We start from the raw sequence: 23,147 nt of genomic DNA on the forward strand, positions 1-23,147 counted from the left end.
CTCATAATGTCGAATGAACATATGGATTATACAGATTGGCCAACACCCCAAGCTTCTTTGTATAGAGAGCTAGGTTATTGGCAAGACAGAACTCTTTTCGATCATTTTCAGCACTCAGTTAAGCGGTGTGGTAACAACATGGCTCTTATCTGTGGTGAGCGTCAATTTAGCTATTTACAAGCCGCAGAGAGAGTGTCTCAAATGGCTTCAGGTTTTCAGTCTTTAGGGTTAATGAAAGGCGACAATGTCGTATTACAAATGACAAACGTAGCCGAATTCTATTTCTGCTACTTTGCCTTTTTACAGAAAGGTATTCGACCCGTTTTAGCTCTTCCCGCTCATCGCTTCTCGGAAGTGTCTTATTTTTGCCAACACGCTAAAGCCAAAGCTTACATTGTAGATGGGAAACATACTGGTTTTAATTACCAAGCCTTAGCTAAGCAAGTGGTAGATGAAAGTAATGAATTAGAACATATCATCGTTCGCTGTGATGCTACGGACTTGGCAGACCCAAGGTTCACATCGCTTGATGATGTCACGGGACAACCCGACGATAAGCAAGAAGCAGAAGCATCTGAACTGGCATTTTTCCAATTGTCGGGTGGAACAACCGGTACACCAAAACTGATACCTCGAACCCACAATGACTATGCTTATAGCGTGATTGGCAGTAACACGATCTGTAAGTTTACTGAAAACACTCGCTACTTATGTGCGCTGCCGGTTGCACATAATTTCCCATTAAGTTCACCGGGAGCTTTAGGGGTCTTTTTCGCTGGAGGTACGGTTGTTCTTACGCATGACCCTACGCCAAAATCAGCGTTTAAACTAATTGAAGAGCATAAAATTACCGTATCAGGCTTAGTTCCCCCACTAGCACTGCTGTGGATGGAGCAGGCTCAATCCACTACTCATGATCTTTCAAGCTTAAAATTAGTTCAAGTCGGTGGCGCTAAGTTTAGCCAAACGGCGGCTACAGACCTACCAAACAAGTTAGGTTGTCAGCTTCAACAAGTATTTGGTATGGCTGAAGGACTAGTGAACTACACGAGATTAGATGATCCCATGGAAGTTATTGCCTCTACCCAAGGCCGCCCTATTTCACAACATGATCGGATTAAAATCGTGAATAAAGAGGGGGAGTCAGTGCCCTGCGGAGAGGAAGGTTTTCTTCTCACTCAAGGTCCTTACACCATTCGCGGCTATTACCAAGCAAAAGAACACAACCATCTTTCATTCGACCAACAAGGGTTTTATCACACTGGTGACATAGTTAAACAAACTAAGGACGGTAATATCATTGTAACAGGACGAGATAAAGACCAGATTAACCGAGGGGGGGAAAAGATTGCAGCAGAAGAGGTTGAAAACCACCTAATTCGACACGATGGGGTTCATGATGCCGCTCTCATTGCGATACCTGACGACTACTTAGGAGAACGAAGTTGCGCTGTAATCGTTAAAGTCGAAGGGGCAGACATAAATCCCTTCAAACTAAAATATTTCCTACGTGATTGTGGCTTAGCTGATTACAAAATCCCAGATTTAATCAAATTTGTCGATTCATTGCCCAAGACACCTGTCGGCAAAGTGAATAAGAAACGCCTCCGAGAGGCGTATGCTTAAGCAACCAAAGGTACTAACAAAAACCGATCTCATGAGATCGGTTTTTGTTTTCTAGAACAGGCAGGCTAGTACTCTTCATCCATAACTTCATGACGTTCATCATGGTATGCTTCTTCATCCTTACCTCGTTTCCAGTAAGGAATCGCATACATATCTTTTCTAGACAGCTTGTACTCTTGTTTAAGCGCTTTACGACACGCAATCACGCTTTCATTTTCACCCGCAACGAAAGCCGAAAGCGAGTGAGATCCATTAGGTGCAATTAAGCCGGAAATGGCTTTGCTCAATAGATATTGATCACTCTTTTCGTCTCTCATTAGCCACTTCAAAACCAGACCTTGCGGATGCTTAATATCATGTTTATCTGCAGCATCCTCTATCTCGATAAATACATAGCCTTGAGTGTCAGAGGGAAGACTCTCCAAAATAGCACTAATGGCTGGTACTGCTGTTAGGTCTCCCGCAATAATATGCCAATCTGCGGGTTCAATTAATGGCTCAGGCCCAGCAGGGCCTACAAGGCCAATTTGGAAACCTTGTTCTGCTTTAATCGCCCACCCACCGCCGGGAGAATCGGTTCCGTGGATCACGAAATCTATATTAAGCTCATTCACATCGGCTCGATACTTTCTAACGGTATAGGCTCGAGGCACGGGTTTATGCTCAGGCCAAATCACAGTTTCACCTTCTCGATAAGGTAACTGCAATATCCCACTCTCCCTATTGGGGAAAAACACTTTTATGTGTGTACCATTTTGATCTTCAGGGAACCCTTTTAAAGAGTCGCCCGTAACAGTCACTCGCAGTAGATGCTTTGAGATCTTCTCTTTACGAACAAAGTCCAACAACATCGGATGTAAACGCACTGGTTGATCGCTCATCAATTTACCTCTTAAGAAATTCTATAAATAATTGGCGCTAACTTGCGAGCATTTATGCTGGTACTTCTTCTGTGCGGTTATTCAGTGTGGCTTCGATTGCTTGCCACCACTCTTGCAATGAAACCGCTTCAATCAGCTGAGCGAATGAGACATTTGCGCCCTGCTTATTCCACTTCTCTACAAGTGTCATCGCTCTCATCGAATCTAGCCCCATAAAGATTAGATTTTCATTCACATCAATCTCTTCGTAAGATACACCTAATGTCTCGGCCACGTCAGACTGCAAAACATTGAGGCTAAGAATACTCTCTTCATTTGGGTTAATTTCCGCTATAGCTTTATCGAGTGTTTTAATGCTTCCAGTTCGGCCTGATATGTAATTGAGAGTGTGGATATGGTCTTCACGCGAAAAATCCGCGATCGCATCACCGATAATAAAGGGCTGTACATCCAACATGAATGCATCCAAAGCAGTCGATAAAATGCCAATGTGACCGTAAATACCAGAGATGATCAGCTGAGTTTTTTGATTGTCTTTCATGTAATCAAGCAATGGGGTTTTCTTAAATGCACTGTAACGCCATTTAACGTACTCAATATCATCGTTTTCTGGAGCAAGTGTTGATACGACAGGAGTATGGTCGCCGTTTAGCCCCGGCCCCCAAAAGTCAGTTAACAAGGCTCTATCTTTTGGGTCTTGATTCGCAGGTTGCGCGGTATATACAACCGGAATTCCCGCTTGTTTCGCTATGTGTTTTAACTGCTGAATGTTAGTTAAAATGTCCGCCATAGGTGACGAATCAGCCTCATAGTAGCTCACAAAATACTCTTGCATGTCGTGAATTAAAAGTACGGCTTTACTAGGCTCGATCGTCCAGTTCGTTCTGTTTTTTGGAAACTCATGGTGTTCCGGCAAGTCGTAACTCGCTATTTTCGGTATAGTCATTTGTAATTGTCCTTAATACTCTAATCAGCGATGACGTTATCTTCTGTCACCTGATCAATTAAATCTTTAGCGCTTTAGTCAAAGTGGTGCTCCAATAGGAATATGTGTAACCCCCCTCATTCAGACTCTACGGATAAGTTCAAAACACTCTTATCACGTTGCCGTATTTTCGGGTTCTTCTGCTGAAAGCCCCCTTTCGGTACGCCAATGTTTAATTTGCTGATTAATGTACCAATGGGTGATACTGGAGAATAACGTTTCGACATACTCGCTACTCATCCCAGCCTCTTCGGCCCATTTTTTTCTATCTTCTAGCATTTCAGCGACACGCTCTGGTGCCGGAATACTCTGCTCATTGGGCTTAAATTGTGCGGCGGCTTTGACATACCCTAACCGCTTAGAAAGAATATGAACGATCTCCTTATCAAGGGTATCGATTCCGATTCGTATATCATTGAGACTTTCGCAAACTTCTGGCTTCTTTATAGATGACATGTTGATTTCCTTTAGTCTTTGTTCCCTGTAATGACCCATTGAAGAGTGTAAGAATAGAACCACCGTTCTCAGGCTCGATGACAAATCATCCTTCTAGAGCACTCTCGATTCAATCAATAGGACGTTGTTTATCGACAATATAGAGCTACGGTAGGCAGCTCGCGTTAGTTAAACTGGCGTATTAACCCAAGGTTCACCACTTGGGCCAGGCACTCGCTTTTTATCAATTTTACCTACCGCTGTTTTGGGCAGATTAGAGACAATGATCAATTCATCTGGCTGTTTGAAAGAAGCCATCCCTTGGTCTTTTAGGAACGTGCGTAGCTCCTGTAAAGTTGGGGAAAGCCCCCTTTTCACGACAGCGACTCCGATCCTTTCGCCTAGATGTTTATCAGGTACCGCAACCACGGCGACCTGTGAAATATTAGGATGCATAAGTAAATGCTCTTCGATTTCATCGGTAGCAATACACTCACCGGCTCGGTTTACGACGTCCTTAATTCTGCCAGTCACAACGATATATCCCCTCTCATCAACAATGGCTCGATCCCCACTTCGATAGAAACCATCTTGAGTAAATGAGCGTTGGTTGTGTTCCTCTGCTCGGTAATACCCTCTTAAGGTGTAGGGACCGCGAGTGAGTAGTTCTCCTTCTTCACCCATTGGAACAGTGTTCCCCTCAGCATTAACTATGCGAACCTCATCCCAGTTACTTACAGGTCGACCTTGTTTCGTCGCAACCAGAACTTCATCATCCCCTAATCGAGTACAGGCGATCAGGCCTTCTGCCATACCAAAAACTTGTTGGAGTGCACCGGGAAAGTTTTTTTGTACATCAAGAGCATCAGAATAAGCCAGCTTCGAACCACCGACTTGCATCAGCCTGAGGCTAGATGTATTCGCACGTTCCCATTCTTTAGCCGCGTTCCATAGCTGCGCTAACGCCGGAACCAAAGCTGTCGCCGTCACTTTGCTTTTCTCGATAACATCAAAGCAGTAATCAGGGCTGGGGTTAGAACTGAAAATGACACTTCCTCCAACATCAAGCGCACCTAATAAACCGGGGCAACCTAAAGTGAAATTATGCGCAGCAGGTAGCACTGCGAGGTATACTTCCTCGGACGATAACTCACTTGCTGCGGCACAACTTTGGATGTTGAGACGATAATCGTTATGGCTTCTAGGAATGAGCTTAGGCAGTCCCGTAGTTCCACCAGAGACTAAGAATAGAGCGGGATGATTTGGGTTTGGTCGTTCAGGAACGAACTGGAAAATATTACCCAGAGGTAAGGACGGATACTTTCCAGAATCTCCCACAATATAGATATGGCTAAATGAAAGAGACTCTTCCGACAATGAGTCTGCTATGTGCAGAGCTCTTCCATCGTTTTCTAAGTTAGAACCGAAGTAGGCCCTTGCGCCAGATACTTTCATGAAATGGCGGATTTCAACAACACCATGTGCTGGCAGTGCCAATACCGGAACCATGCCAGCTCTTTGTAAAGCAAAAAACACTTTTGCGAAATAAATGCTGTTAGACACCTGAAATACGACCCGGTCTCCAGCTTTTAACCCGACCTCTTTTAAACCCGCGGCTATTTTGTCTGCTTCAGACAGCAACTCTTCATAAGTAAGGCTACCCGTCGGATCGGCTACTGCTGGCTTAGTTGGATGCAGAGCAACTCCTTCACTCAAAATTGCCCATAAAGGTGTGTTTAACCATAGGTTGTTCTGTTCGAACTTCGCAGATTGAGGAGCTGGTTGATCAACAAAGCCATATAACAAGCCATCTTGACAAACCTTCTCCTTGAGCACGGTTTCCATGTCATTCCTTATCGTATGTTGAAGTGCTAAGAACAACGCTTGGAAGTATTAAGATACCCAAACCGATTCAGCACAATTGACGCCTATCAATACACTTAAATGCTAATAATAATCATTTGTATGTAACAATCAAGTGGTGATATTGTGTATAGCGAATTTGAGTGAAATATTGGAAGTAGAAGATAAACTTCCGAAAGAAAAGAAAAGGAAATTATTTTGTCTAAGCAAGAAGCAAATATTGATCTGGTAGAAATAATCAGTCAGGTATTAAGTGTTCCAGTCGAATCGGTAAAGCCGGACGTTAACCTCATCGAACTCGGTTTGGATTCAATCAGTATGATGCGCCTAACAGGCCAACTAAGAAATGCAGGGATAAACATTAGTTTTGCCCAGTTAATGGCGACGCCAACACTAAAATCTTGGCAAACGATCATGGCCTCTACTGAAGCTTCTGCCTAAATTAAGGTTCTGACTTCTAGTACCTCAAACATTTCGACAACCGTTTTGAGATCAATAAACGCCTTACTTTAAGCAAGGCGTTTTTATTATATCTAACCGATTAGAAGTACAATTCTACTGAACCACCAATTTGGCGAGGTGCTTGCTTCGTAATATCGTCTCCACCGAAATTAAATGTTTCTTTCTGAGAATCAAACAAGTTTGTAGCGAATAAAGACATACGTCCGTTAGTAAACACATAGGCAACTTGTGCATTTGCAACCCAGTAAGCATCAATACTCTGGTTCGCTGAGTTTTCAACGTCACTGAAGTACTCTCCAGTATAATTCGCATTACCACTCAGCTCGAAATTCTCAGCAAACATGTATAAAGCACCGAAGCTTGCAGTCAATGAAGGAGCACGGGCGAGCTCTTTTGAGTCATTAGCATGATCTTTGTAGCTTGTTTTTAACAAACCAAGTGAAGCTAACAGCTCTAGGTTAGATGTTGTTAACCAACGGCTTCCTAGCTCTGCACCATAAGTATATGCCCCATCAACATTATCAACTTTCACATCACCTTGCGATGAAGTCTCCAATACTTGGAAATTATCATAGTCGTTATAGAAGACGTTAGTGGTTAACTCAAGTTCATTATCTAGTAGACTATGGCGAGTGAAGAATTCATAGTTCCAAACGTATTCGTCTTCATACGTATATGAAGAAAATGCCCACGTTTGATTATTAAAACCAACACCTCCACCTCCAGAGTTAAAGCCTTTAGCAGCTCGTATACCTACGGTTTGATCTGATTCAGGCTTATATGCAACTTCAAGCTTAGGGAGGAATACATTTGATGTTTCATCATAATCTAAGCCGAAAGGACCTGGGGCAACATAACGTTTCTTGTCTTCACGCTCGAATCGCCCTGCCGCTACAACTTCGATGCTCGGCATCACCAAGTAAGTCACTTCAGCGAATGCCGAAATAGCGCGATTATCACCTTCCATCGGAATAGATGATCCGGTCTGTTCAAATACGTCGTTATCTTCAGATTTGAAGTAGCGTAAACCAAACAAACCAGAGAGATCTTCGCTGAGCGAATCAAATCGAACCAAAGGCTCTATTTGGAACTCGTTACCCTTCGATTTGAAATCCTGTTTTCTTCCTGCAGGGTCAGTGATTCTGTCGTACGTACGATCGGTATAAATCAAATTATTTTCAAACACTAACGTATCTGAGATGTCATAAGACACATCCCAAATACCGCTTGTTGACTGAGTTTTGTAAATTGCTCTATTAATATTTGTTTGCTGAGATTCAGATTGAGGCCCAATAGTATCCATATGGGCAATCGTTAGCGTCGTCTTGAACCCTGGAAGACCTTCAGGTTCGAGTAAAAATTTACCTCGGGCAGTGGTCATCTCAATGCGATTAGGGTCACCGACAGGCTCATAGGAAGTAAGGTCTGCATAACTACTGCGTTTTTGCTGATCAACACTCAATCTAAAGGCTAATTGATCTTCCAGTATTGGCGCTGAGATAACCGCAGCGGTCTGAGAATAGTCTTGTTGACCAATAGCAGCCTTTACTTTGCTCTCAAAATCGTAAGTCGGATCATTAGATTTTAAAACGATTGCACCAGCGGAGGCATTTCGACCTTGAACATAGCTTTGCGGCCCTAGATAAACTTCCGCTTGCTGCATATCCCATAAAGAGCGAGGGCCAAACGCGACTTCAGAATAGCTGAGTGAACGTCCATCAATTGAAAGGTTCAACCTTGGCATAGACCCACCAAAGGCTGCTAGGCCACCGAACGAAGGACCTGAACCATCAACACCACGAATCGATGGTAGGTTATTACCCTGACCTGAATCTACAATGTTTGGGATTAGCTGCAGCAGATCATCGACCTCAGATGCACCTGGAGTACTCGCGATACGGTCTTCATCATACACATGCACGCTTGAGCCAGTATCATAAATCGAACGTTCTATTTTCTCACCGTATACTGTGACTTCAAAAATAGTTTTATCTTCACTAACGGTAGTTTCATTATTTTTGTTTGCCGCGGCAAAAGCTTGACCACTTACACAAAATCCCATGATAACTAAAGATAAGGTGCGTCGTTTGAATCTGCTATTTCCTAGCTCATTCACTGCCACGGGGCGGAATGCTGTCATTTAAAATTCTCCTTGATATAACATTAACTTTAAGTGGCTCATGTAACTGCATATAAGGAGAACTAGGGAAGACATTCAAAGGTGTTAAAAACACAACAACTCAAAACGAGTAAGATCTTTACTTCCTCTGCTCCTTATTGACCATTGCTTTAATACATAAGCCAAAATTCCGACTAAAAATCGTCACATTGGACAAGCCCTGAAATCACTCAACGAATAAGTTGAAAAATGAACATCCTTTCAATGTCTTGACGAATTTTCAACCGTACTTTATCGGTTGCATATTTAAATGTAAAGCATTCTCATTTGATATTGATAATAATTATCATTATTATTGATATCCGAAGTCGAGAATTCTGATTGTTGATGGTTAGGGCAGCTAACGAGTGCCCTATTCATGAAGGGGGATTGAGACAAAAATTTGAAAAAATAAGACAGAATTAGGCTTATGTAGAGCTAATCCAAGACAGAGTTAAGAGCTTTAGAGAGGTACTTTAGTAAATGATTGGCATGCTGATTTAGTTCATGCTGTTCAAAGAGACGGCTCTCTGCCTCTATCTTTAAATACATGTTTTGTGCTTGCCTTGAGCTGCGAAAAGTCACGTTAAAACCGTCCGCAATTCCACCAGCAATAATTCGACGCCTCGTGGAACACCCGTGAAATTCTGTCGGCTCAAAGGGCAAAATATTAATGAATGGTGAAAGAAAATAATGCCCCCCTGATGTGCATTTATTTTCTACTCGATACCGTCCATGGCAATAATTCCCCCTAAGGTCTTTTACTACCCTTTTTAGATACGCACTCACCGACTCATCATCGTTAACCTCCCCGAGATAAGGGATGGTATTAACCATTAATGAAGGTAGGTTTGCACAAGGATTACCCATTCGATTCATGAATGGTAACCACACTGGCAATGGAAAAGACTGCCGCTCGTCGAGGCGCCAATGCTTATAAAGGTACGCAGTACAAAGTAAGGTAAGAATGTCACTCCAACCAATCATTAATTGCTTAGATACAGTGACAAGAGAATCACTAATCGACTCAGGAACCTTCCTCTCACAATAGACTGTATCAGAGACCGAAATATCGCCCTGACTAAGCTCTAAATGGGATAATTCGAGATAATTATTCCAATAAGATCGGTCTACATCGAAACGTTTACTGTGTAAGTAATCGGTGTTTTCTTTGAGGTAAACATCAAACGTTTTAAAGCGGTGGGTTGGCTCAGTGTTATTCATTAAACACAGATAAAGCTCCGAACAACGCTGCTCAATTAAACTCATACTGTAACCATCGACCGCAATATGATGAGTTCTCAGATACCAAAGTACTTTCTTTGGCCCAACAACATAGAGCTGTACTTTTGTAATCACATCCTTTTCTAAATCAATGACCGCTTCGACGTCAGAACGCAAATATGCATTTACTTGTTCTTGTGCGTTTTCTTCATCGCGTAGATCGATGACCTCCACTGCGGGTTTTGCGTCAAAACAAACCATTTGAACTGGATAGTGCTGATTTTCCAATCGCCGAAATCTAAGAAGCAAAGCTTCCGCTTCTGAAACAGTCTGATTAATGGCATCGGCTAATTTTTCGAGATCGATAGAACCTGAAATTTCCAAACAATGAGCTACTGTCGATAAAGGCCTATCTGGATGTTGAACGAATTCGTCCCAATACGCCTCCTGTGCATTAGTCAGTGGATACCAATCTTGGTGAGTCATTATTCTTTTTACCCAATTGATTAAGTTATTCGTAAGCCGCACGCACCTGCATAAACAATAAAGTGCTTTCTACTTATTATTGCCATGTTGCGACAGAAAACGTTTGATCATTGAACCTACAATGCCAGGTGCTTCTTGATGTGACGCATGTGTTGTCTGCGGAATGTTGGCAAAACAGCTGCCAGAAATTTTGCCTTTTAAAGCCACTGCCTCATCAAGAGAAAATATAAAATCGTTGTCCCCCCTCATAATCAATGTTGGACAACGAATCTGTTCAACTAAATCACAAGGGTAACCTGATGCCGTGTTATCAAACCAAGCCTCTTTAACCGCATCGACCAGTTTAGGAAAATCTGGTTTCGGGTTTGTTGACTCGTATAAAGAAACGTCGTCAGAGAACCTGTTGCACCAAAAATCTGGAGTTAAACTGGATAATAATTTCATAGCCGGATCATCAATATTTACCTGCCATTGTGAACCGAGCGTCACCAAGCAAGAAACCCGACTCGGTTCTTGAGCGGCTAAGCGGTAGCCTACAATGCCGCCATCGCTGAAACCAAATATCGAATATTGCTCAATTCCCAAAGCGCCGAGTACGGAATGGACATCTTGCTGATACTGGCTGTAACTGAGTCGTAAACACCCTAGATCCGACTTACCATGCCCACGAAAATCGATACTTATTAACTGATAGTTATCAAATAAGTATCTATGTAACGGCTCTAATTCATGAATTGCTCCGAGGCCACCATGAAGCATCAACAGCGGTTCACCATTAAGATTACCCGATATTTCGTAATATATAGTTGAGTCATTGACGCTTATATAGTTACTTGCATTTATCATTTTTCTTCCACTTCGAACTCTTTCAATTAATTTAACTGATAATGATAATCTTTTCCATTAATGCTTTTATTGGAATTATATCGGTTGTATATTTGATGTCCCGTGAATTGTAGCCAAAATAAAAAAGCCACTTTATGAGTACTATTAAACAGTTATTTGTATTAAACGCTGTCTGTATGACAGCGATGATGTCGATCATTCCGGTGATCGGTCCGATTATTCGCGAAGTTGGTTTAATGGAATGGCATGGTGGTTTGGTGGTCGCTATGTCGGGGATAGCTTGGCTTCTTAGCGCAAAAAAATGGGGGGATGCCAGTGACAAGAAGGGGCGAAAACCTGTATTGCTAGTCGCTACTTTAGGCTATGCGTGCTCTTTTATTCTCATGACGATATGGCTAGACCTATCCCTTAAAACAACCTTTCATTCACTCATAATACTCATAGGAATGATAGTTGCTCGTACATTCGTTGGTCTGTTTTTAGCGGCTATCACTCCTGTTAGCACAGCGTTAGTGGCAGATATTACCACGCCACAAGAGCGACAAAGTGCCTTGGCAAGTATTGGGGCGGCAAGTGCCATAGGGCTCGTTGCCGGACCCGCTTTAGGCGGAATGTTATCTCAATACTCTCTGACACTCCCTTTATATGTATTGTCAATATTCCCGTTCATCACTTGGGTTACTATCAAGCACCGCTTACCAGAAACACCGAGAAGCCATGAGCCTCCCGAGAACACCCTCAGCTTTTTTGACCAACGGCTTCGTTTCCCGAGCCTCGCTATGTTCGCTTGTATGTTTGCGGTTATAACAGCACAAATCATCATTGGCTTTTTAATACTCGATCGCATCAGAGATACATCGGAACAAACGGCTCAACTGTCTGGCATCGTTTTGACCATCACCGGAATCACGTTAGGGATCACACAAGGTTTCTTAGCCAAACTAAAAAACAACGTATTACTAAAGAGTTTCATTATAGGTCCAATTGCGGCATGTGCAGGCCTCTGTATTGTGTCAGCAGCTCACTCGGCTCCGGTTCTTATTACAGGCTATATATTCATGGCAATAGGGTTGGGACTCTTGTTTCCTGCGATACAAGCTATCACAGCCAATTCAGTAGACATGAACGAACAAGGTGCTGCTGCTGGTACAATTTCGGCCATCCAAGGGCTATCTTCCATTGCGGGACCGATCACCGCAACGCTACTTTACCAATACAACCAAAGCCTCCCGTATTGGTTTGCCGCTTCTCTAATGGCAGTACTGTTTCTGTTCGTACTCATGAATCAATCTAAATTCAATTTTCAGTTTGAACACTCTAAAACAGAAAGATCGTAGAAAAATTTAACGCAAATCACAGTAAGTAAGGGTTGATAAATAACGTAGGCAAAAGGCTAAGGTGCAGATGCAGATTTACGACAAATCATTTCGATAAGTCGTTATTCTACAATCAAAAGTTAAAACGTATTAATCGGGCGTTTTAACAAACTAGGGTAACCCGTTCTTTACTATTATAGGTATTGCTAATGGTGGTATTGTTACGATTGGTAATATCTAGTGCAAACAGCAGCTAATGAGATGAGATTAAGTTAACTTAAGTCTAATATTCAGATACAAAAAAACCAGCACTATCGGCTGGTTTTTTGTGGGTTAGATAAAAGAACGGCTTACGCGTTACCTTTTACCTGCACATTTAACTGCTCTGCAAAATCTAGCATACGGTTCAATGGAATAAGAGACTTAACGCGTAATTCGTCAGAAACGAAGATTTCATGTTGCTCACCACCATGCTCTAGTGCATTTTCAATCGCTTCAAGGCCATTCATAGCCATCCAAGGACAGTGTGCGCAGCTGCGACAAGTTGCACCAGCACCCGCTGTCGGCGCTTCAATCAGTTCTTTTTCAGGAACCAATTGTTGCATCTTGAAGAAGATACCTTTGTCTGTCGCAACAATCATCTGTGGATGAGGCAGCTCTTTTGCTTTCTTGATCAGTTGGCTTGTTGAGCCTACAGCATCAGCCAGTTCAACCACGCTTGCTGGTGATTCTGGGTGAACCAAAATAGCGGCTTCTGGATATACCGATTTCATTTTCTTCAGAGCATCAGCTGAAAACTCATCATGAACGATACACTCACCTTGCCAAAGCAACATGTCAGCGCCAGTTTGATTTGCAATGTAAGAACCTAGGTGGCGGTCTGGGCCCCAAATAATGGGTTTGCCTTCAGCATCTAAGCTTTCAACAATTTCTAAAGCGATGCTCGACGTAACGACCCAGTCTGCACGTGCTTTAACAGCCGCAGAGGTGTTCGCGTATACAACCACTGTGTGGTCGGGGTGAGCATCACAAAATTCTGTAAACTTATCCGCAGGACAGCCAAGATCAAGTGAACATTCAGCTTCAAGCGTTGGCATTAAAATGCGTTTTTCAGGGGTAAGGATCTTTGCAGACTCACCCATAAAACGAACACCAGCGATGATCAAAGTGCTTGCTGAATGACGGTTACCAAACTTAGCCATTTCTAATGAATCGCCAACGAAACCACCAGTTTCTTCTGCCAGAGCCTGAATTTCAGGATCGGTGTAGTAGTGTGCAATTAGAACTGCATCTTTTTCTTGAAGTAGTTTTTTGATGTTTGCGATGTGGGCCTGTTTCTGAGCGTCGCTCAATGGAACTGGCTTAGGCGGAAACGGGTAAACTGTATCGATTTTATCTAGTATATGACTCATTGCTCTTGCTCTACGCAACTTCTTCCGAGGATTAGAGTATTCTACACAGGACAGCGATTGGGATCAAAAAGGATTGGTTGCAAGCGGTGACTAGCTAATACTTAAAACGCATAAACAAGGTGATGCGTTGGCGTCGCAAACCTACTGAGTAAATATTAAAAGGAAGTAAGCAGGTATAAAAAAGAGGTACCTGAGCACCCCTATTTTGTTTTATAAGTGGGTTTTAGCCACTTTAGCCGAAGCACTGTTTGGGTACTCGGTAACGACTTGTTGGTAATATTTCTTAGCTTGCGTCGCGTTGTTGTTGCGTGCAGCTATGTCACCAAGCTTAACCAGTGCATCTGCTCGCTTATTTGAGTCTTTGTATGACACAACAGCGGCAAAGCTCTTCACGGCTTCTTTATCTTGCTTCTTAGCAAAATAAAGCTGACCTAACCAGTAGTGTGAGTTAGGTGTGAAGGTTGAATCTGGGAAGTCTTTTTGAAACTTTTGAAATGCTGCGATAGCACCCGTGTAGTCTCGTTGCTTTAGAATCATATCTACAGCATTTTGATAAGCGGTTTGCTCATCCACATCAGTACTGAACGTACCAGAAGCGTCTTTAGAGCCTTCGCTCGCCGCTACTGCTACCGTTGCTGTTCCTGCTGCTTTCACCTCGCCTCTTACACGATCCAGTTCAATGAACAGTTCACGTTGGCGCTCTAGCATTTGCTTCATATCGTAACTGTTTCGTTCCAGCTCACCACGAAGTTCACTGATCTCCAGTGCCATGCCGTCGATTTGCTGTTGCATTTGAAGCTGAACGAGGTTGCGATTTTGAAGCAGGCGCTCTAAACGCTCAATATCTGATTCGTTAGATGCTGCTCGAGAAGAGGATGATGAATTGGTTGCGGTGCTATTGAGATCGGATACTGGAGCTGGTGCAGCGAACGCGATGTTCGCTGCACTTGCCAGTAACGAAAGCAAAATGACTCGCTTTGTGTTACTGAACATGAGGCAATTCCTCAATTATATAGCCTACTAAAATTAGTAAACTAGTACTGCGCGACGGTTTTTAGCATACACATCTTCAGATTGACCTAGAAGAAGTGGCTTCTCTTCACCGTAGCTTACGATAGAGATTTGGTCTGCTTGAACACCTAGAGCTTGTAGGTAATTCGCTACAGCTTGTGCACGACGCTCGCCAAGTGCGATGTTGTACTCAGGAGTACCGCGTTCGTCAGCGTGACCTTCGATAGTAACGTTCATGTCAACGTTGTTGCTTAGGTAAGCTGCGTGAGCTGCTAGAATTTCTTCGTAGTCGCCAGCGATAGTAGAGTTGTCGAATGCAAAGTAGATTGTTTGAGTTTCGCGTAGCGCTTGCTCTTTAAGCTCTTGCTCAGACAGTTGAGCGTTAGCATCAATTGGCGTTACAACAGTTGTGTCTACGTTGCCTTCTGAACCTGAAGTTGTTTGGTTGCTTTCAGTACCTGAAGTTGCAGATGTTGCTTCATCAGTTGAGCTACATGCCGTTACTGCCATCACTGGTAGTGCAATCATCAAGCCTTTAAGAACTTTGTTAAGTTGCATCTTTTTTTCCTTACGTTATCAAACTTAGTTTCTACAGCGACTAAGTGCTATAGATAGTTAATTGCCACAATAGTTAACACTATCAATAGCTAAAAGAATATATCACTTTAACTAGAGGAACGGTGACCATGCAGGCGCTCTTACACGTCCGTTGGTTGCCGGTAATCTAGCTTTGAAACGGCCATCGATAGAAACCATCGATAATACGTTTGTTTTGTTGTAAATAGAGCTATAGATAACCATACCCCCATTTGGTGCAATACTTGGAGATTCATCTAACAATGTCTTTGTTAGCACCTGAACCGCACCGGTTTCCAAATCTTGCTTAGCCAAGTTAAAACCTGAGTTGCTACGATTAACCATGATTAGGAATCGACCATCAGGGGTGATCTGGCCACCTAAGTTTTGGCTACCTTGCCAAGTAATACGAGATGTCGAATTATTGGACAAATTTACATTATAAATCTGTGGTTTACCACCACGATCCGATGTGAAAATAAGAGACTTGCCATCTGGGTACCAGAATGGTTCCGTGTTATTAGAACGGCCGCGGGTAATTTGAGTCAGCTTACGGCTAGCAAGGTCAAGTGTGTACACCTGAAGGCTGCCTGTTTTAGACAATACCAATGCCAATGTTTTACCATCTGGCGAGAATCTTGGCGCACCATTATGACGAGGGTATGACGTTACTTTCTCACGCTCACCCGTGTAAATATTCATGATGAATATTTCAGCTTGGCCATTTTGGAAACTCACATAAGCAAGCTTTTTGCCGTCTGGTGACCATGCCGGTGACATTAGAGGTTGCTTAGAACGAAGCACCAAGCGCTCGTTAAACCCATCGTAGTCAGCAACACGAAGCTGGTATGGGTATTTATCTTTGTCGTTCACTACCACATAAGAAATACGAGTTAAGAACGCACCTTTCTCGCCAGTCAGTTCTTCATAAACTAAATCAGAAATACGGTGTGCATACTCTCTCAAGCGTTTACCAGGAACTGTCGCTTTCTTATTGAACAACACGTGGTCTTTGGAAAGTACCAGTTGGCCCTCATCACTTAACGCACGGCTTTGTCCTTTGGTCAGTTGACCACGAACGATGTCGATCAGTTGATAGTTGACTACATATTGCCCTTCGGCATTTTTAGTGATGCTACCGGTTAGCAATGAATCAACGCCTAAGTTAGTCCAAGCATCAAAATCCACCTCACTTTCGCTGTAAGGCGTCTGTGGCATTTTGCTTGTTGCAACTGGGCTGAATTTACCACTGCGTTGTAAGTCAGAAGCAATAACCGCTGATACATCGTGTGGCAATGGCTCTGCGCCTTCCCAACGGAAAGGGACAATAGCGATAGGTCTTGCGGAGTTAATACCGTCTGTAATAACCAGCTCCAGTGCCGCGTGTGCAAACTGGCTGCTTGTAGCTATTAAGAAAACAAAACTCAGTAATAGTTTCTTTAACACAAGTTCGTCCTTTTACTCTGGTGATACAGTTAAGTTAATGTCTTTCAGTGATTTCACAATGTCTGGGTCTTTCGGCAACGGATAAGATTGCACTTGTGCCACTGCACGCTTGGTTGCTGCACATAAACGGCTATCGCCATCTAAGATACTTAAGCTACCCAATATCGCGTTAGAGCCCGTTGGAATCAGCTTAAGGTTCACTCGACATGAGCGCCCTCTATAGCTGTCTTCTAACAACAGGTTCTGCTGAATCAATTGGGTATAAATAGCGCCGTAACGCTGTGCTTCATCACTAATAAACTGTTGTCTTGCTGAAGAGTTTTGAGTCGATTCAGTCTCCAGTCCAGCAAAGATGTCGTTCAATGCTGCCTCTTGCTGTTTACGCTCTTTTTCAGCTCTTGCTGCAGCTTCTTTTGCTTTGCGCGCTTTCTCCGCTGCGGCTGCCGCTTCTTTCTCTTTCGCTATACGTTGCTTTTCAGCACGTTCAGCGGCTTCTTTTTCTTTACGAGCTTTATCTGCAGCTTCTTTCGCGGCCTTTTCTTTTGCCACGCGTTCTTGTTCAGCTTTAGCTATCGCCACTTCTTTGGCTTTGCGCTCTTTTTCCGCTTTCACAACCGCTGCTTCTTTCAATTTACGATCAGCTTCTGCTTTAGCGGCTTTCTTTTGTTCTTGCTTTAAACGAGTCTCTTCAACTTTACGTTGTTTTTCATTCTCAACTCGACGCTTTTCCGCTTCGCGAGCGGCTTTCGCTTCTTTAGCCTGCTTTTCTTTCAGCTTTCGAATGTTCTCTTCTTCAGCTTTACGATTTTTTTCAAGTCGTTCGCTTTCACGTCTTAGTTTGTCTAGACGCTCTTGCTCTTTCTTACTCGCTGCTTCTCTTTGTTGACGAATCTGTTGAGCTTGTTGGCGAACCAACTGAGGATCAATCACCACGGCTTGAACCATCTGCCCAGTAGGCTTTGGTTCCGACATTGTGAAATCCGCCCCCCAAATAAGCGCAACGAATAAGATGACGTGCAGCCCAAGAGAGATAAGAAGCGGTGATCTAAAATTATTGGATTTCTTATTATTCGCTTTCATGAATGCTACGGAGCTATTCCCTTATATCCGTTAATAGGCCAACCTTTGGCACACCTGCACGGCTTAATTCATCAAGTAATAAAACCACTTCAGCGTAAGGCGTTGCGGCATCACCACCAACCGCCACTGGAGAGTTTGGCTTAAGAGACAGCTCGGCTTTCACTCGGACGATAATGTCTTCCATTGATAAACCACGCTGTACTTCTTCGTTATTCACACTCAAACCAAGCTCACCGTCTTTATTCACTTCAACGATAATAAAGCTCGCATTGTCGTCACCCAATAGATCTTGTGCAGACTGAGCCGTTGAAGCCTTAGGCAATTCAACGTCTACGCCTTGAGTCACGAATGGCGAAGTCACCATAAAAATAATCAGCAAAACAAGCATAACGTCGATGTAAGGTACAACGTTAATCTCTGCTGTCATTTTGCGTTTTTTAGGTTGGTATCCGGCCATCTATTATTCCCTGCCAGCCATCGCTTGACGGTGAAGAATACTGTGGAACTCTTCAGAGAAAGTCGCATAGTTGTGCTCTAGCTTACCGACTCGACTGCTAAAGCGGTTGTAAGCCATAACAGCAGGAATTGCAGCAAATAGGCCCATTGCCGTCGCGATCAGTGCCTCTGCAATACCAGGAGCAACCATTGCTAATGTCGCTTGCTTCACTTCACCTAATGCGATGAATGAGTGCATGATGCCCCAAACCGTACCAAATAGGCCGATGTATGGACTAATAGAACCGACCGTTGCTAGGAAAGGTAAATTGGTTTCTAGCTCGTCTACTTCACGGGCAACCGCTACGCGCATTGCACGGCCAGTACCTTCCATAATGAAGTCAGGAGATGTTGCATTCGATTTACGAAGGCGAGCAAACTCAGTAAAGCCTGCGTAGAAAATTTCTTCAGTACCAGAAAGCTCGTCTTTGCGCTTATTGCTCTCTTGGTACAGTTTTGCGAGATCAACGCCTGACCAGAACTTATCTTCAAATACGTCAGTTTGTTTAGAAGCTTGAGATAATACTTTACTTCTTTTTATGATCATTGCCCAAGAAACAACAGACATGCCCATAAGAATCAGCATGACCATCTTAACTAGTAAGCTAGCTTCTAAAATTAGGCCTAAGATTGAGATTTCAGCAGTCACTATTCGTTAGCTCCGTGAGAATAAATGTTGGCATTGCTTTGGGTTTCATTTTTTGATTATCGATACATGCTACCTTAACCATCGCTTTACACAATGCCTTGCCATCAGGATTTACGATCTCTTGACAGAAGACCAAGGTAGCTCGCTTCAACTCGTAAATATTTGTAATGACTTGTAAAGAATCATCAAGTCGCGCACCTTGAATAAAATCAATGTCCATATGTCGGACTACGAAACCGATATTTTGTTCTAACAAGACTTGCTGAGAGACGCCAATTGAGCGCAACATCTCAGTTCGAGCGCGTTCGAAAAACTTAAGATAGTTTGAATGGTATACAACACCACCTGCATCGGTGTCTTCGTAATACACTGTCACTGGCCACGTAAATGGCTTAGATATTCCCTGCAATTTGATACCACAATCCAAAACGATAAAGATCTCACTATAACCTAACTCCTTATCATTAATAGTATATCGCTGTGAATTTTTTGATTTAATAGACGAAAAAAAAGGCCATCTGTATAAGATGACCTCTTTTTGGCTAAAAACCCAACAAGTATAAAGGTTCACGTCGTTATGAACCTAAATCTTCTGCCTTTTATAAAAGGCGCAACACCGTTAGGTAGAGCAAAATTGTGAGTGAAACGTATGGGCTAAACAGTAGCTGCCACATCCAAGCTCTAGGCTTAAACCCGATACCGTAAACCATGCTTGAGCACACTGCCCAAATAAACATTGGCCCGATGATCGCGTTAAAGCCACCTATGCTTGTCGCATACGCTTCAGGATCCCACATCACTAAACCAACATGCATGAAACCCAATACGAGGGATAAAGCTCTTAACAGAGTCTTATCCATTGGTTGATGCAGTTTAGCGATTTGCTCCGCGAGATTACTCACTGTCTTTATCCATCATTTCTGAATGCTCTAACCATAGAGCATTGATGATGCCGAATGCACATGCTAGAAGTACACCCAAAATCCATGCGAAATACCACATAAAATTTCTCCTAAGTTATTTAACTTCTAGCTTAGTAAGCTGAAACGTCGTTATCTTCGATGTGTTTCTTATCTAGACGACCGAACATTTTGTAGTATGTCCAAGTTGTGTAGCCAAGAATCACAGGAACCATTACCGCCGCAACTCCGGTCATAAGACCAAGCGTTAGCTCACTCGCTGTTGAATCCCACATAGTCAAACTATGGCTAGGGTTCAGACTTGATGGCATTACGAATGGGAACATTGCAAAACCAGCCGTTAAAATAACACCAGCGTTAGATAGGCTTGAGAACAAGAATGCGAAGCCACCACGCTCAAAGCGAGATGCAATCACAGCAAGCAGTGGCATTGCTACACCAAGAATCGGCGCAGCCCACATTGCTGGATACGTTTCGAAGTTTGTCATCCAAGCACCAACTTGAAGTGATACTTCTTTGTTTAGTGGGTTTGAATCAGCAAACGTGTCCATCGTGCTAGTGATTACGTAGCCTTCAATAGACTGAACCCAGAAGCCACCAATAATGAACAGAGCAATAGCAATTAGGCCAGTGATCTGAGCAACGTTACGAGCGCGACTGTGCAGTTCTTCTGTTGTCTTCATTTGAAGCCATGTTGCACCTTGCATCACGAACAACATCAGAGCCAACACACCACAAAGCAATGCAAATGGGTTAAGCAGAGCGAAGAACGTACCATGGTACTTAGACATCATAAATTCGTTCAGTTCAAATGGAACACCTTGTAGTAGGTTACCAAATGCCACACCGAAAATGATTGGTGGTACTGTGCCACTAAAGCAAAGTGCGTAGTCCCAAGTTTTACGCCATTTTGGATCTTCAATCTTAGAGCGGTAATCAAGAGCGAGTGGTCGTAACCAAAGCGCTGCTAACGTCGCGTACATTGCGAAGTAGAAACCAGAAAACGACGTTGCGTAAACCAGCGGCCATGCAGCAAACAATGCGCCACCCGCAGTGATAAGCCAAACTTGGTTACCATCCCAGTGAGGGGCAATCGTGTTTAGCATAATACGGCGTTCAGTGTCGCTCTTACCGATAACAGGAGAAAGAGCTGCAACACCCATATCGAAGCCATCAGTTACGGCGAAACCAACCAGTAGAACACCGATCAATACCCACCAAATAAGTCGTAAGCTTTCGTAATCAAACATAATATTCCCTCACTTATACTTCGACTGAACGGCTAACTTTGTCTTCAACAGAGTTATCGTTTTGTTCGAAGTGGTAACGGCCTGTCTTTAAGCTACTTGGACCTTTACGTGCGAATTTCAGCATTAGGTAAACTTCAGCAATCAAGAACACTGTGTACAGTGCAAGAATCGCGAATAGAGAAGTCCAAAGCTGTTCAATAGTCAGTGCTGATGCAGCAACGTTAACCGGTAGGATTTCACCAACCGCCCATGGCTGACGACCAAACTCAGCAACGAACCAACCTGCTTCAATCGCAATCCAAGGAAGTGGGATTGAGAATAGCGCCGCTTTAAGTACCCATGGTTTTTGTTCGATCTTCTGACGACACGTTTGAACAAACGCCGCACCGAATACAAACAGCATGATGAAGCCACAAGCAACCATCAGACGGAATGACCAGAATAGAGGCCAAACAGTTGGGATAGAATCATCCGCAGCCATTTGGATTTGGTCTTCTGTTGCATCAACAACGTCGTCTGTGTAGCGCTTAAGAAGCAGACCGTAACCTAGGTCACCTTTCACTTCGTCGAACGCTGCAATGTTTTCTTCAGACTTGTCGCCTGAGCGTAGCTTTTCAAGTAGCTCGTATGCGTACATACCAGTACGGATACGATCAACGTGATCATCACGTAAGTCACGCAGGCCCGTTACTTCAGTATCAAGCGAACGCGTTGCGATGATACCCATTACGTAAGGGATTTTAATTGCGTAGTCAGTATTCATTGTTTCTTGGTTTGGAATACCAAAAACAGTAAATGCTGCTGGTGCTTCTTCAGTGTGCCACTCGGCTTCTACCGCAGCGAGCTTCACTTTTTGAACTTCACCAAGCTCGTAACCAGATTCATCACCTAGCACGATTACTGACAAGATCGCCGCCATACCGAAAGATGCTGCAATCGCAAAAGAACGACGAGCAAAGGCAAGGTCACGACCTTTAAGAATGTAGTATGAGCTGATACCAAGGATGAACATTGCACCCGTAGTGTAACCAGACGCTACTGTGTGTACGAATTTAACCTGCGCTACTGGGTTTAGGACAACTTCAGCGAAGCTCACCATTTCCATACGCATGGTTTCAAAGTTAAATTCCGCACCCACTGGGTTTTGCATCCAGCCGTTCGCTACCAAGATCCAAAGCGCTGAGAAGTTAGAGCCAAGAGCTACTAACCACGTTACCGCTAAGTGCTGACGCTTCGACAATCTGTCCCAACCGAAGAAGAAAAGACCAACAAAAGTAGACTCTAGGAAGAATGCAACAAGCGCTTCGATAGCCAGCGGAGCACCAAAGATGTCGCCAACATAGTGAGAATAGTAAGACCAGTTAGTACCGAACTGGAACTCCATGGTTAAGCCTGTCGCTACACCAAGAGCAAAGTTAATACCAAACAATTTACCCCAGAACTTAGTCATGTCCTTGTAAATTTGCTTGCCAGTCATTACATAAACTGACTCCATAATGGCAAGTAAAAATGCCATACCTAAAGTCAGTGGAACAAATAGGAAGTGATACATCGCTGTAAATGCAAATTGCAATCGCGACAGATCAACAACATCAATCATGGTAACTCCTTTGTGTCGGCTGAATGACACTTGTGTGATTATTCACCGCAAAAATCCATGTTAAAACAATTTGTGTAATTGTTATTACAAATTGAAATTTGTAGCAAAAACGTACCGTTATAGTTAGATTATTGTTAAGCATGAGCTAATATAGCTGGCGCTAATATTACTGGTAAAATCAGTATGTTTCAAAAGGTTTATAGGAGAACCTTGCGTTGATTTGTATCAATTTTATTCAAGCAAATTAGAGTTATTTTTGTACAATCATGATTAAAATCACACCAATTTAGCCTCTGTTAATAACAGCGCATGATATCTGTGACAAAAGCTCAGCACCACTTCAACATACGAATTACAACTACCTATAAAGTATTAACAAAAAATATGACAACTTATTTCATTTTTTGCTAGCTAAATCAAACCTGC

22 protein-coding genes are annotated in these 23,147 nt (G+C 43.1%); 3 read left to right on the forward strand and 19 right to left on the reverse strand.

Annotated features, from left to right (window positions below; all coding sequences use genetic code 11):
- The first annotated feature begins 6 nt into the window (after nucleotides 1-6).
- Nucleotides 7-1,626 carry a (2,3-dihydroxybenzoyl)adenylate synthase gene (locus NX845_RS10495; RefSeq protein ID WP_017096105.1) on the forward strand — a complete coding sequence of 540 codons (1,620 nt, stop codon included), beginning with the start codon at nucleotides 7-9 and terminating at the stop codon, nucleotides 1,624-1,626.
- A 65-nt stretch (nucleotides 1,627-1,691) separates the two neighbouring features.
- Here NX845_RS10495 and NX845_RS10500 read toward each other — a convergent pair whose 3' ends face one another.
- From NX845_RS10500 to NX845_RS10515, 4 genes are all read right to left on the reverse strand, one after another.
- Complete coding sequence (locus NX845_RS10500; protein ID WP_017095661.1) at nucleotides 1,692-2,507, reverse strand: siderophore-interacting protein; 816 nt, start codon at nucleotides 2,505-2,507, stop codon at nucleotides 1,692-1,694.
- 52 nt (nucleotides 2,508-2,559) lie between these two features.
- Nucleotides 2,560-3,453, reverse strand: a complete 894-nt coding sequence (locus NX845_RS10505; protein ID WP_065681574.1) for an isochorismatase family protein — start codon at nucleotides 3,451-3,453, stop codon at nucleotides 2,560-2,562.
- A gap of 153 nt (nucleotides 3,454-3,606) precedes the next feature.
- Complete coding sequence (locus NX845_RS10510; protein ID WP_017095663.1) at nucleotides 3,607-3,948, reverse strand: isochorismate lyase; 342 nt, start codon at nucleotides 3,946-3,948, stop codon at nucleotides 3,607-3,609.
- Between the two features lie 168 nt (nucleotides 3,949-4,116).
- Nucleotides 4,117-5,772 carry a (2,3-dihydroxybenzoyl)adenylate synthase gene (locus tag NX845_RS10515; RefSeq protein ID WP_065681575.1) on the reverse strand — a complete coding sequence of 552 codons (1,656 nt, stop codon included), beginning with the start codon at nucleotides 5,770-5,772 and terminating at the stop codon, nucleotides 4,117-4,119.
- A gap of 216 nt (nucleotides 5,773-5,988) precedes the next feature.
- On the opposite strand from NX845_RS10515, the gene NX845_RS10520 reads away from it, so the two are divergent.
- On the forward strand, nucleotides 5,989-6,231 hold the full coding sequence (locus tag NX845_RS10520; RefSeq protein ID WP_032555623.1) for a phosphopantetheine-binding protein: 243 nt from the start codon (nucleotides 5,989-5,991) through the stop codon (nucleotides 6,229-6,231).
- Between the two features lie 100 nt (nucleotides 6,232-6,331).
- Here the strand turns inward: NX845_RS10520 and NX845_RS10525 are convergent, their stop codons facing one another.
- The 3 genes from NX845_RS10525 to NX845_RS10535 form a co-directional block, all read right to left on the reverse strand.
- Complete coding sequence (locus tag NX845_RS10525) at nucleotides 6,332-8,392, reverse strand: TonB-dependent receptor (protein WP_017095666.1); 2,061 nt, start codon at nucleotides 8,390-8,392, stop codon at nucleotides 6,332-6,334.
- Between the two features lie 456 nt (nucleotides 8,393-8,848).
- Nucleotides 8,849-10,120, reverse strand: a complete 1,272-nt coding sequence (locus NX845_RS10530; protein WP_065681576.1) for a condensation domain-containing protein — start codon at nucleotides 10,118-10,120, stop codon at nucleotides 8,849-8,851.
- A 69-nt stretch (nucleotides 10,121-10,189) separates the two neighbouring features.
- Nucleotides 10,190-10,966, reverse strand: coding sequence for an alpha/beta fold hydrolase (locus tag NX845_RS10535; protein WP_065681577.1), 777 nt, complete (start codon nucleotides 10,964-10,966; stop codon nucleotides 10,190-10,192).
- Between the two features lie 134 nt (nucleotides 10,967-11,100).
- Here NX845_RS10535 and NX845_RS10540 point away from each other — a divergent pair, with 134 nt between their 5' ends.
- Nucleotides 11,101-12,303 (forward strand): MFS transporter, encoded by a 1,203-nt coding sequence (locus NX845_RS10540; RefSeq protein WP_017095669.1) that lies wholly within the window; start codon nucleotides 11,101-11,103, stop codon nucleotides 12,301-12,303.
- Between the two features lie 329 nt (nucleotides 12,304-12,632).
- Here NX845_RS10540 and nadA read toward each other — a convergent pair whose 3' ends face one another.
- The 12 genes from nadA to cydA all read right to left on the reverse strand — a co-directional run bounded on the left by nadA (nucleotide 12,633) and on the right by cydA (nucleotide 22,721).
- Nucleotides 12,633-13,694 (reverse strand): quinolinate synthase NadA, encoded by a 1,062-nt coding sequence (gene nadA, locus NX845_RS10545; RefSeq protein ID WP_004736488.1) that lies wholly within the window; start codon nucleotides 13,692-13,694, stop codon nucleotides 12,633-12,635.
- 210 nt (nucleotides 13,695-13,904) lie between these two features.
- The gene (ybgF, locus tag NX845_RS10550; protein ID WP_029222039.1) at nucleotides 13,905-14,687 is read right to left on the reverse strand and encodes a tol-pal system protein YbgF; all 783 of its coding nucleotides are present in this window, start codon (nucleotides 14,685-14,687) and stop codon (nucleotides 13,905-13,907) included.
- 33 nt (nucleotides 14,688-14,720) lie between these two features.
- On the reverse strand, nucleotides 14,721-15,263 hold the full coding sequence (pal, locus tag NX845_RS10555; protein ID WP_017085872.1) for a peptidoglycan-associated lipoprotein Pal: 543 nt from the start codon (nucleotides 15,261-15,263) through the stop codon (nucleotides 14,721-14,723).
- Between the two features lie 111 nt (nucleotides 15,264-15,374).
- On the reverse strand, nucleotides 15,375-16,727 hold the full coding sequence (gene tolB, locus NX845_RS10560) for a Tol-Pal system beta propeller repeat protein TolB (protein ID WP_017078184.1): 1,353 nt from the start codon (nucleotides 16,725-16,727) through the stop codon (nucleotides 15,375-15,377).
- 12 nt (nucleotides 16,728-16,739) lie between these two features.
- Nucleotides 16,740-17,807, reverse strand: a complete 1,068-nt coding sequence (gene tolA / locus NX845_RS10565) for a cell envelope integrity protein TolA (protein WP_017078183.1) — start codon at nucleotides 17,805-17,807, stop codon at nucleotides 16,740-16,742.
- A gap of 13 nt (nucleotides 17,808-17,820) precedes the next feature.
- Nucleotides 17,821-18,264: a protein TolR gene (gene tolR / locus NX845_RS10570; protein WP_004736481.1), complete on the reverse strand. Its 444-nt coding sequence runs from the start codon at nucleotides 18,262-18,264 to the stop codon at nucleotides 17,821-17,823.
- A gap of 3 nt (nucleotides 18,265-18,267) precedes the next feature.
- Nucleotides 18,268-18,951, reverse strand: coding sequence for a protein TolQ (gene tolQ, locus NX845_RS10575; RefSeq protein WP_004736480.1), 684 nt, complete (start codon nucleotides 18,949-18,951; stop codon nucleotides 18,268-18,270).
- Nucleotides 18,941-19,378 (reverse strand): tol-pal system-associated acyl-CoA thioesterase, encoded by a 438-nt coding sequence (gene ybgC / locus NX845_RS10580; protein WP_017078182.1) that lies wholly within the window; start codon nucleotides 19,376-19,378, stop codon nucleotides 18,941-18,943. The genes tolQ and ybgC overlap by 11 nt, the downstream gene beginning before the upstream one ends.
- A 172-nt stretch (nucleotides 19,379-19,550) precedes the next feature.
- Nucleotides 19,551-19,853, reverse strand: coding sequence for a cyd operon protein YbgE (gene ybgE / locus NX845_RS10585; RefSeq protein ID WP_017055065.1), 303 nt, complete (start codon nucleotides 19,851-19,853; stop codon nucleotides 19,551-19,553).
- The gene (gene cydX / locus NX845_RS10590; protein ID WP_000270284.1) at nucleotides 19,846-19,953 is read right to left on the reverse strand and encodes a cytochrome bd-I oxidase subunit CydX; all 108 of its coding nucleotides are present in this window, start codon (nucleotides 19,951-19,953) and stop codon (nucleotides 19,846-19,848) included. The genes ybgE and cydX overlap by 8 nt, the downstream gene beginning before the upstream one ends.
- A 31-nt stretch (nucleotides 19,954-19,984) precedes the next feature.
- Complete coding sequence (gene cydB / locus NX845_RS10595; protein WP_102383406.1) at nucleotides 19,985-21,121, reverse strand: cytochrome d ubiquinol oxidase subunit II; 1,137 nt, start codon at nucleotides 21,119-21,121, stop codon at nucleotides 19,985-19,987.
- Nucleotides 21,122-21,134: 13 nt separating this feature from the next.
- The gene (gene cydA, locus NX845_RS10600; RefSeq protein ID WP_004736475.1) at nucleotides 21,135-22,721 is read right to left on the reverse strand and encodes a cytochrome ubiquinol oxidase subunit I; all 1,587 of its coding nucleotides are present in this window, start codon (nucleotides 22,719-22,721) and stop codon (nucleotides 21,135-21,137) included.
- Between the last annotated feature and the right edge of the window lie 426 nt (nucleotides 22,722-23,147).

The sequence above is a fragment of the Vibrio sp. NC2 genome (assembly GCF_025195005.1).
Taxonomy (GTDB): domain Bacteria; phylum Pseudomonadota; class Gammaproteobacteria; order Enterobacterales; family Vibrionaceae; genus Vibrio; species Vibrio splendidus.

Excerpts from the sequence above, each read along its gene's own strand:
- cydB (WP_102383406.1), bottom strand. The coding sequence starts at position 21,121 with ATGTTTGATTACGAAAGCTTACGACTTATTTGGTGGGTATTGATCGGT.
- NX845_RS10505 (WP_065681574.1), bottom strand. The coding sequence starts at position 3,453 with ATGACTATACCGAAAATAGCGAGTTACGACTTGCCGGAACACCATGAG.
- tolA (WP_017078183.1), bottom strand. The coding sequence starts at position 17,807 with ATGAAAGCGAATAATAAGAAATCCAATAATTTTAGATCACCGCTTCTT.
- NX845_RS10500 (WP_017095661.1), bottom strand. The coding sequence starts at position 2,507 with ATGAGCGATCAACCAGTGCGTTTACATCCGATGTTGTTGGACTTTGTT.
- NX845_RS10530 (WP_065681576.1), bottom strand. The coding sequence starts at position 10,120 with ATGACTCACCAAGATTGGTATCCACTGACTAATGCACAGGAGGCGTAT.
- NX845_RS10535 (WP_065681577.1), bottom strand. The coding sequence starts at position 10,966 with ATGATAAATGCAAGTAACTATATAAGCGTCAATGACTCAACTATATAT.
- NX845_RS10525 (WP_017095666.1), bottom strand. The coding sequence starts at position 8,392 with ATGACAGCATTCCGCCCCGTGGCAGTGAATGAGCTAGGAAATAGCAGA.
- ybgF (WP_029222039.1), bottom strand. The coding sequence starts at position 14,687 with ATGTTCAGTAACACAAAGCGAGTCATTTTGCTTTCGTTACTGGCAAGT.
- NX845_RS10515 (WP_065681575.1), bottom strand. The coding sequence starts at position 5,772 with ATGGAAACCGTGCTCAAGGAGAAGGTTTGTCAAGATGGCTTGTTATAT.
- cydX (WP_000270284.1), bottom strand. The coding sequence starts at position 19,953 with ATGTGGTATTTCGCATGGATTTTGGGTGTACTTCTAGCATGTGCATTC.
- NX845_RS10540 (WP_017095669.1), top strand. The coding sequence starts at position 11,101 with ATGAGTACTATTAAACAGTTATTTGTATTAAACGCTGTCTGTATGACA.
- pal (WP_017085872.1), bottom strand. The coding sequence starts at position 15,263 with ATGCAACTTAACAAAGTTCTTAAAGGCTTGATGATTGCACTACCAGTG.
- cydA (WP_004736475.1), bottom strand. The coding sequence starts at position 22,721 with ATGATTGATGTTGTTGATCTGTCGCGATTGCAATTTGCATTTACAGCG.
- nadA (WP_004736488.1), bottom strand. The coding sequence starts at position 13,694 with ATGAGTCATATACTAGATAAAATCGATACAGTTTACCCGTTTCCGCCT.
- NX845_RS10495 (WP_017096105.1), top strand. The coding sequence starts at position 7 with ATGTCGAATGAACATATGGATTATACAGATTGGCCAACACCCCAAGCT.
- tolR (WP_004736481.1), bottom strand. The coding sequence starts at position 18,264 with ATGGCCGGATACCAACCTAAAAAACGCAAAATGACAGCAGAGATTAAC.
- NX845_RS10510 (WP_017095663.1), bottom strand. The coding sequence starts at position 3,948 with ATGTCATCTATAAAGAAGCCAGAAGTTTGCGAAAGTCTCAATGATATA.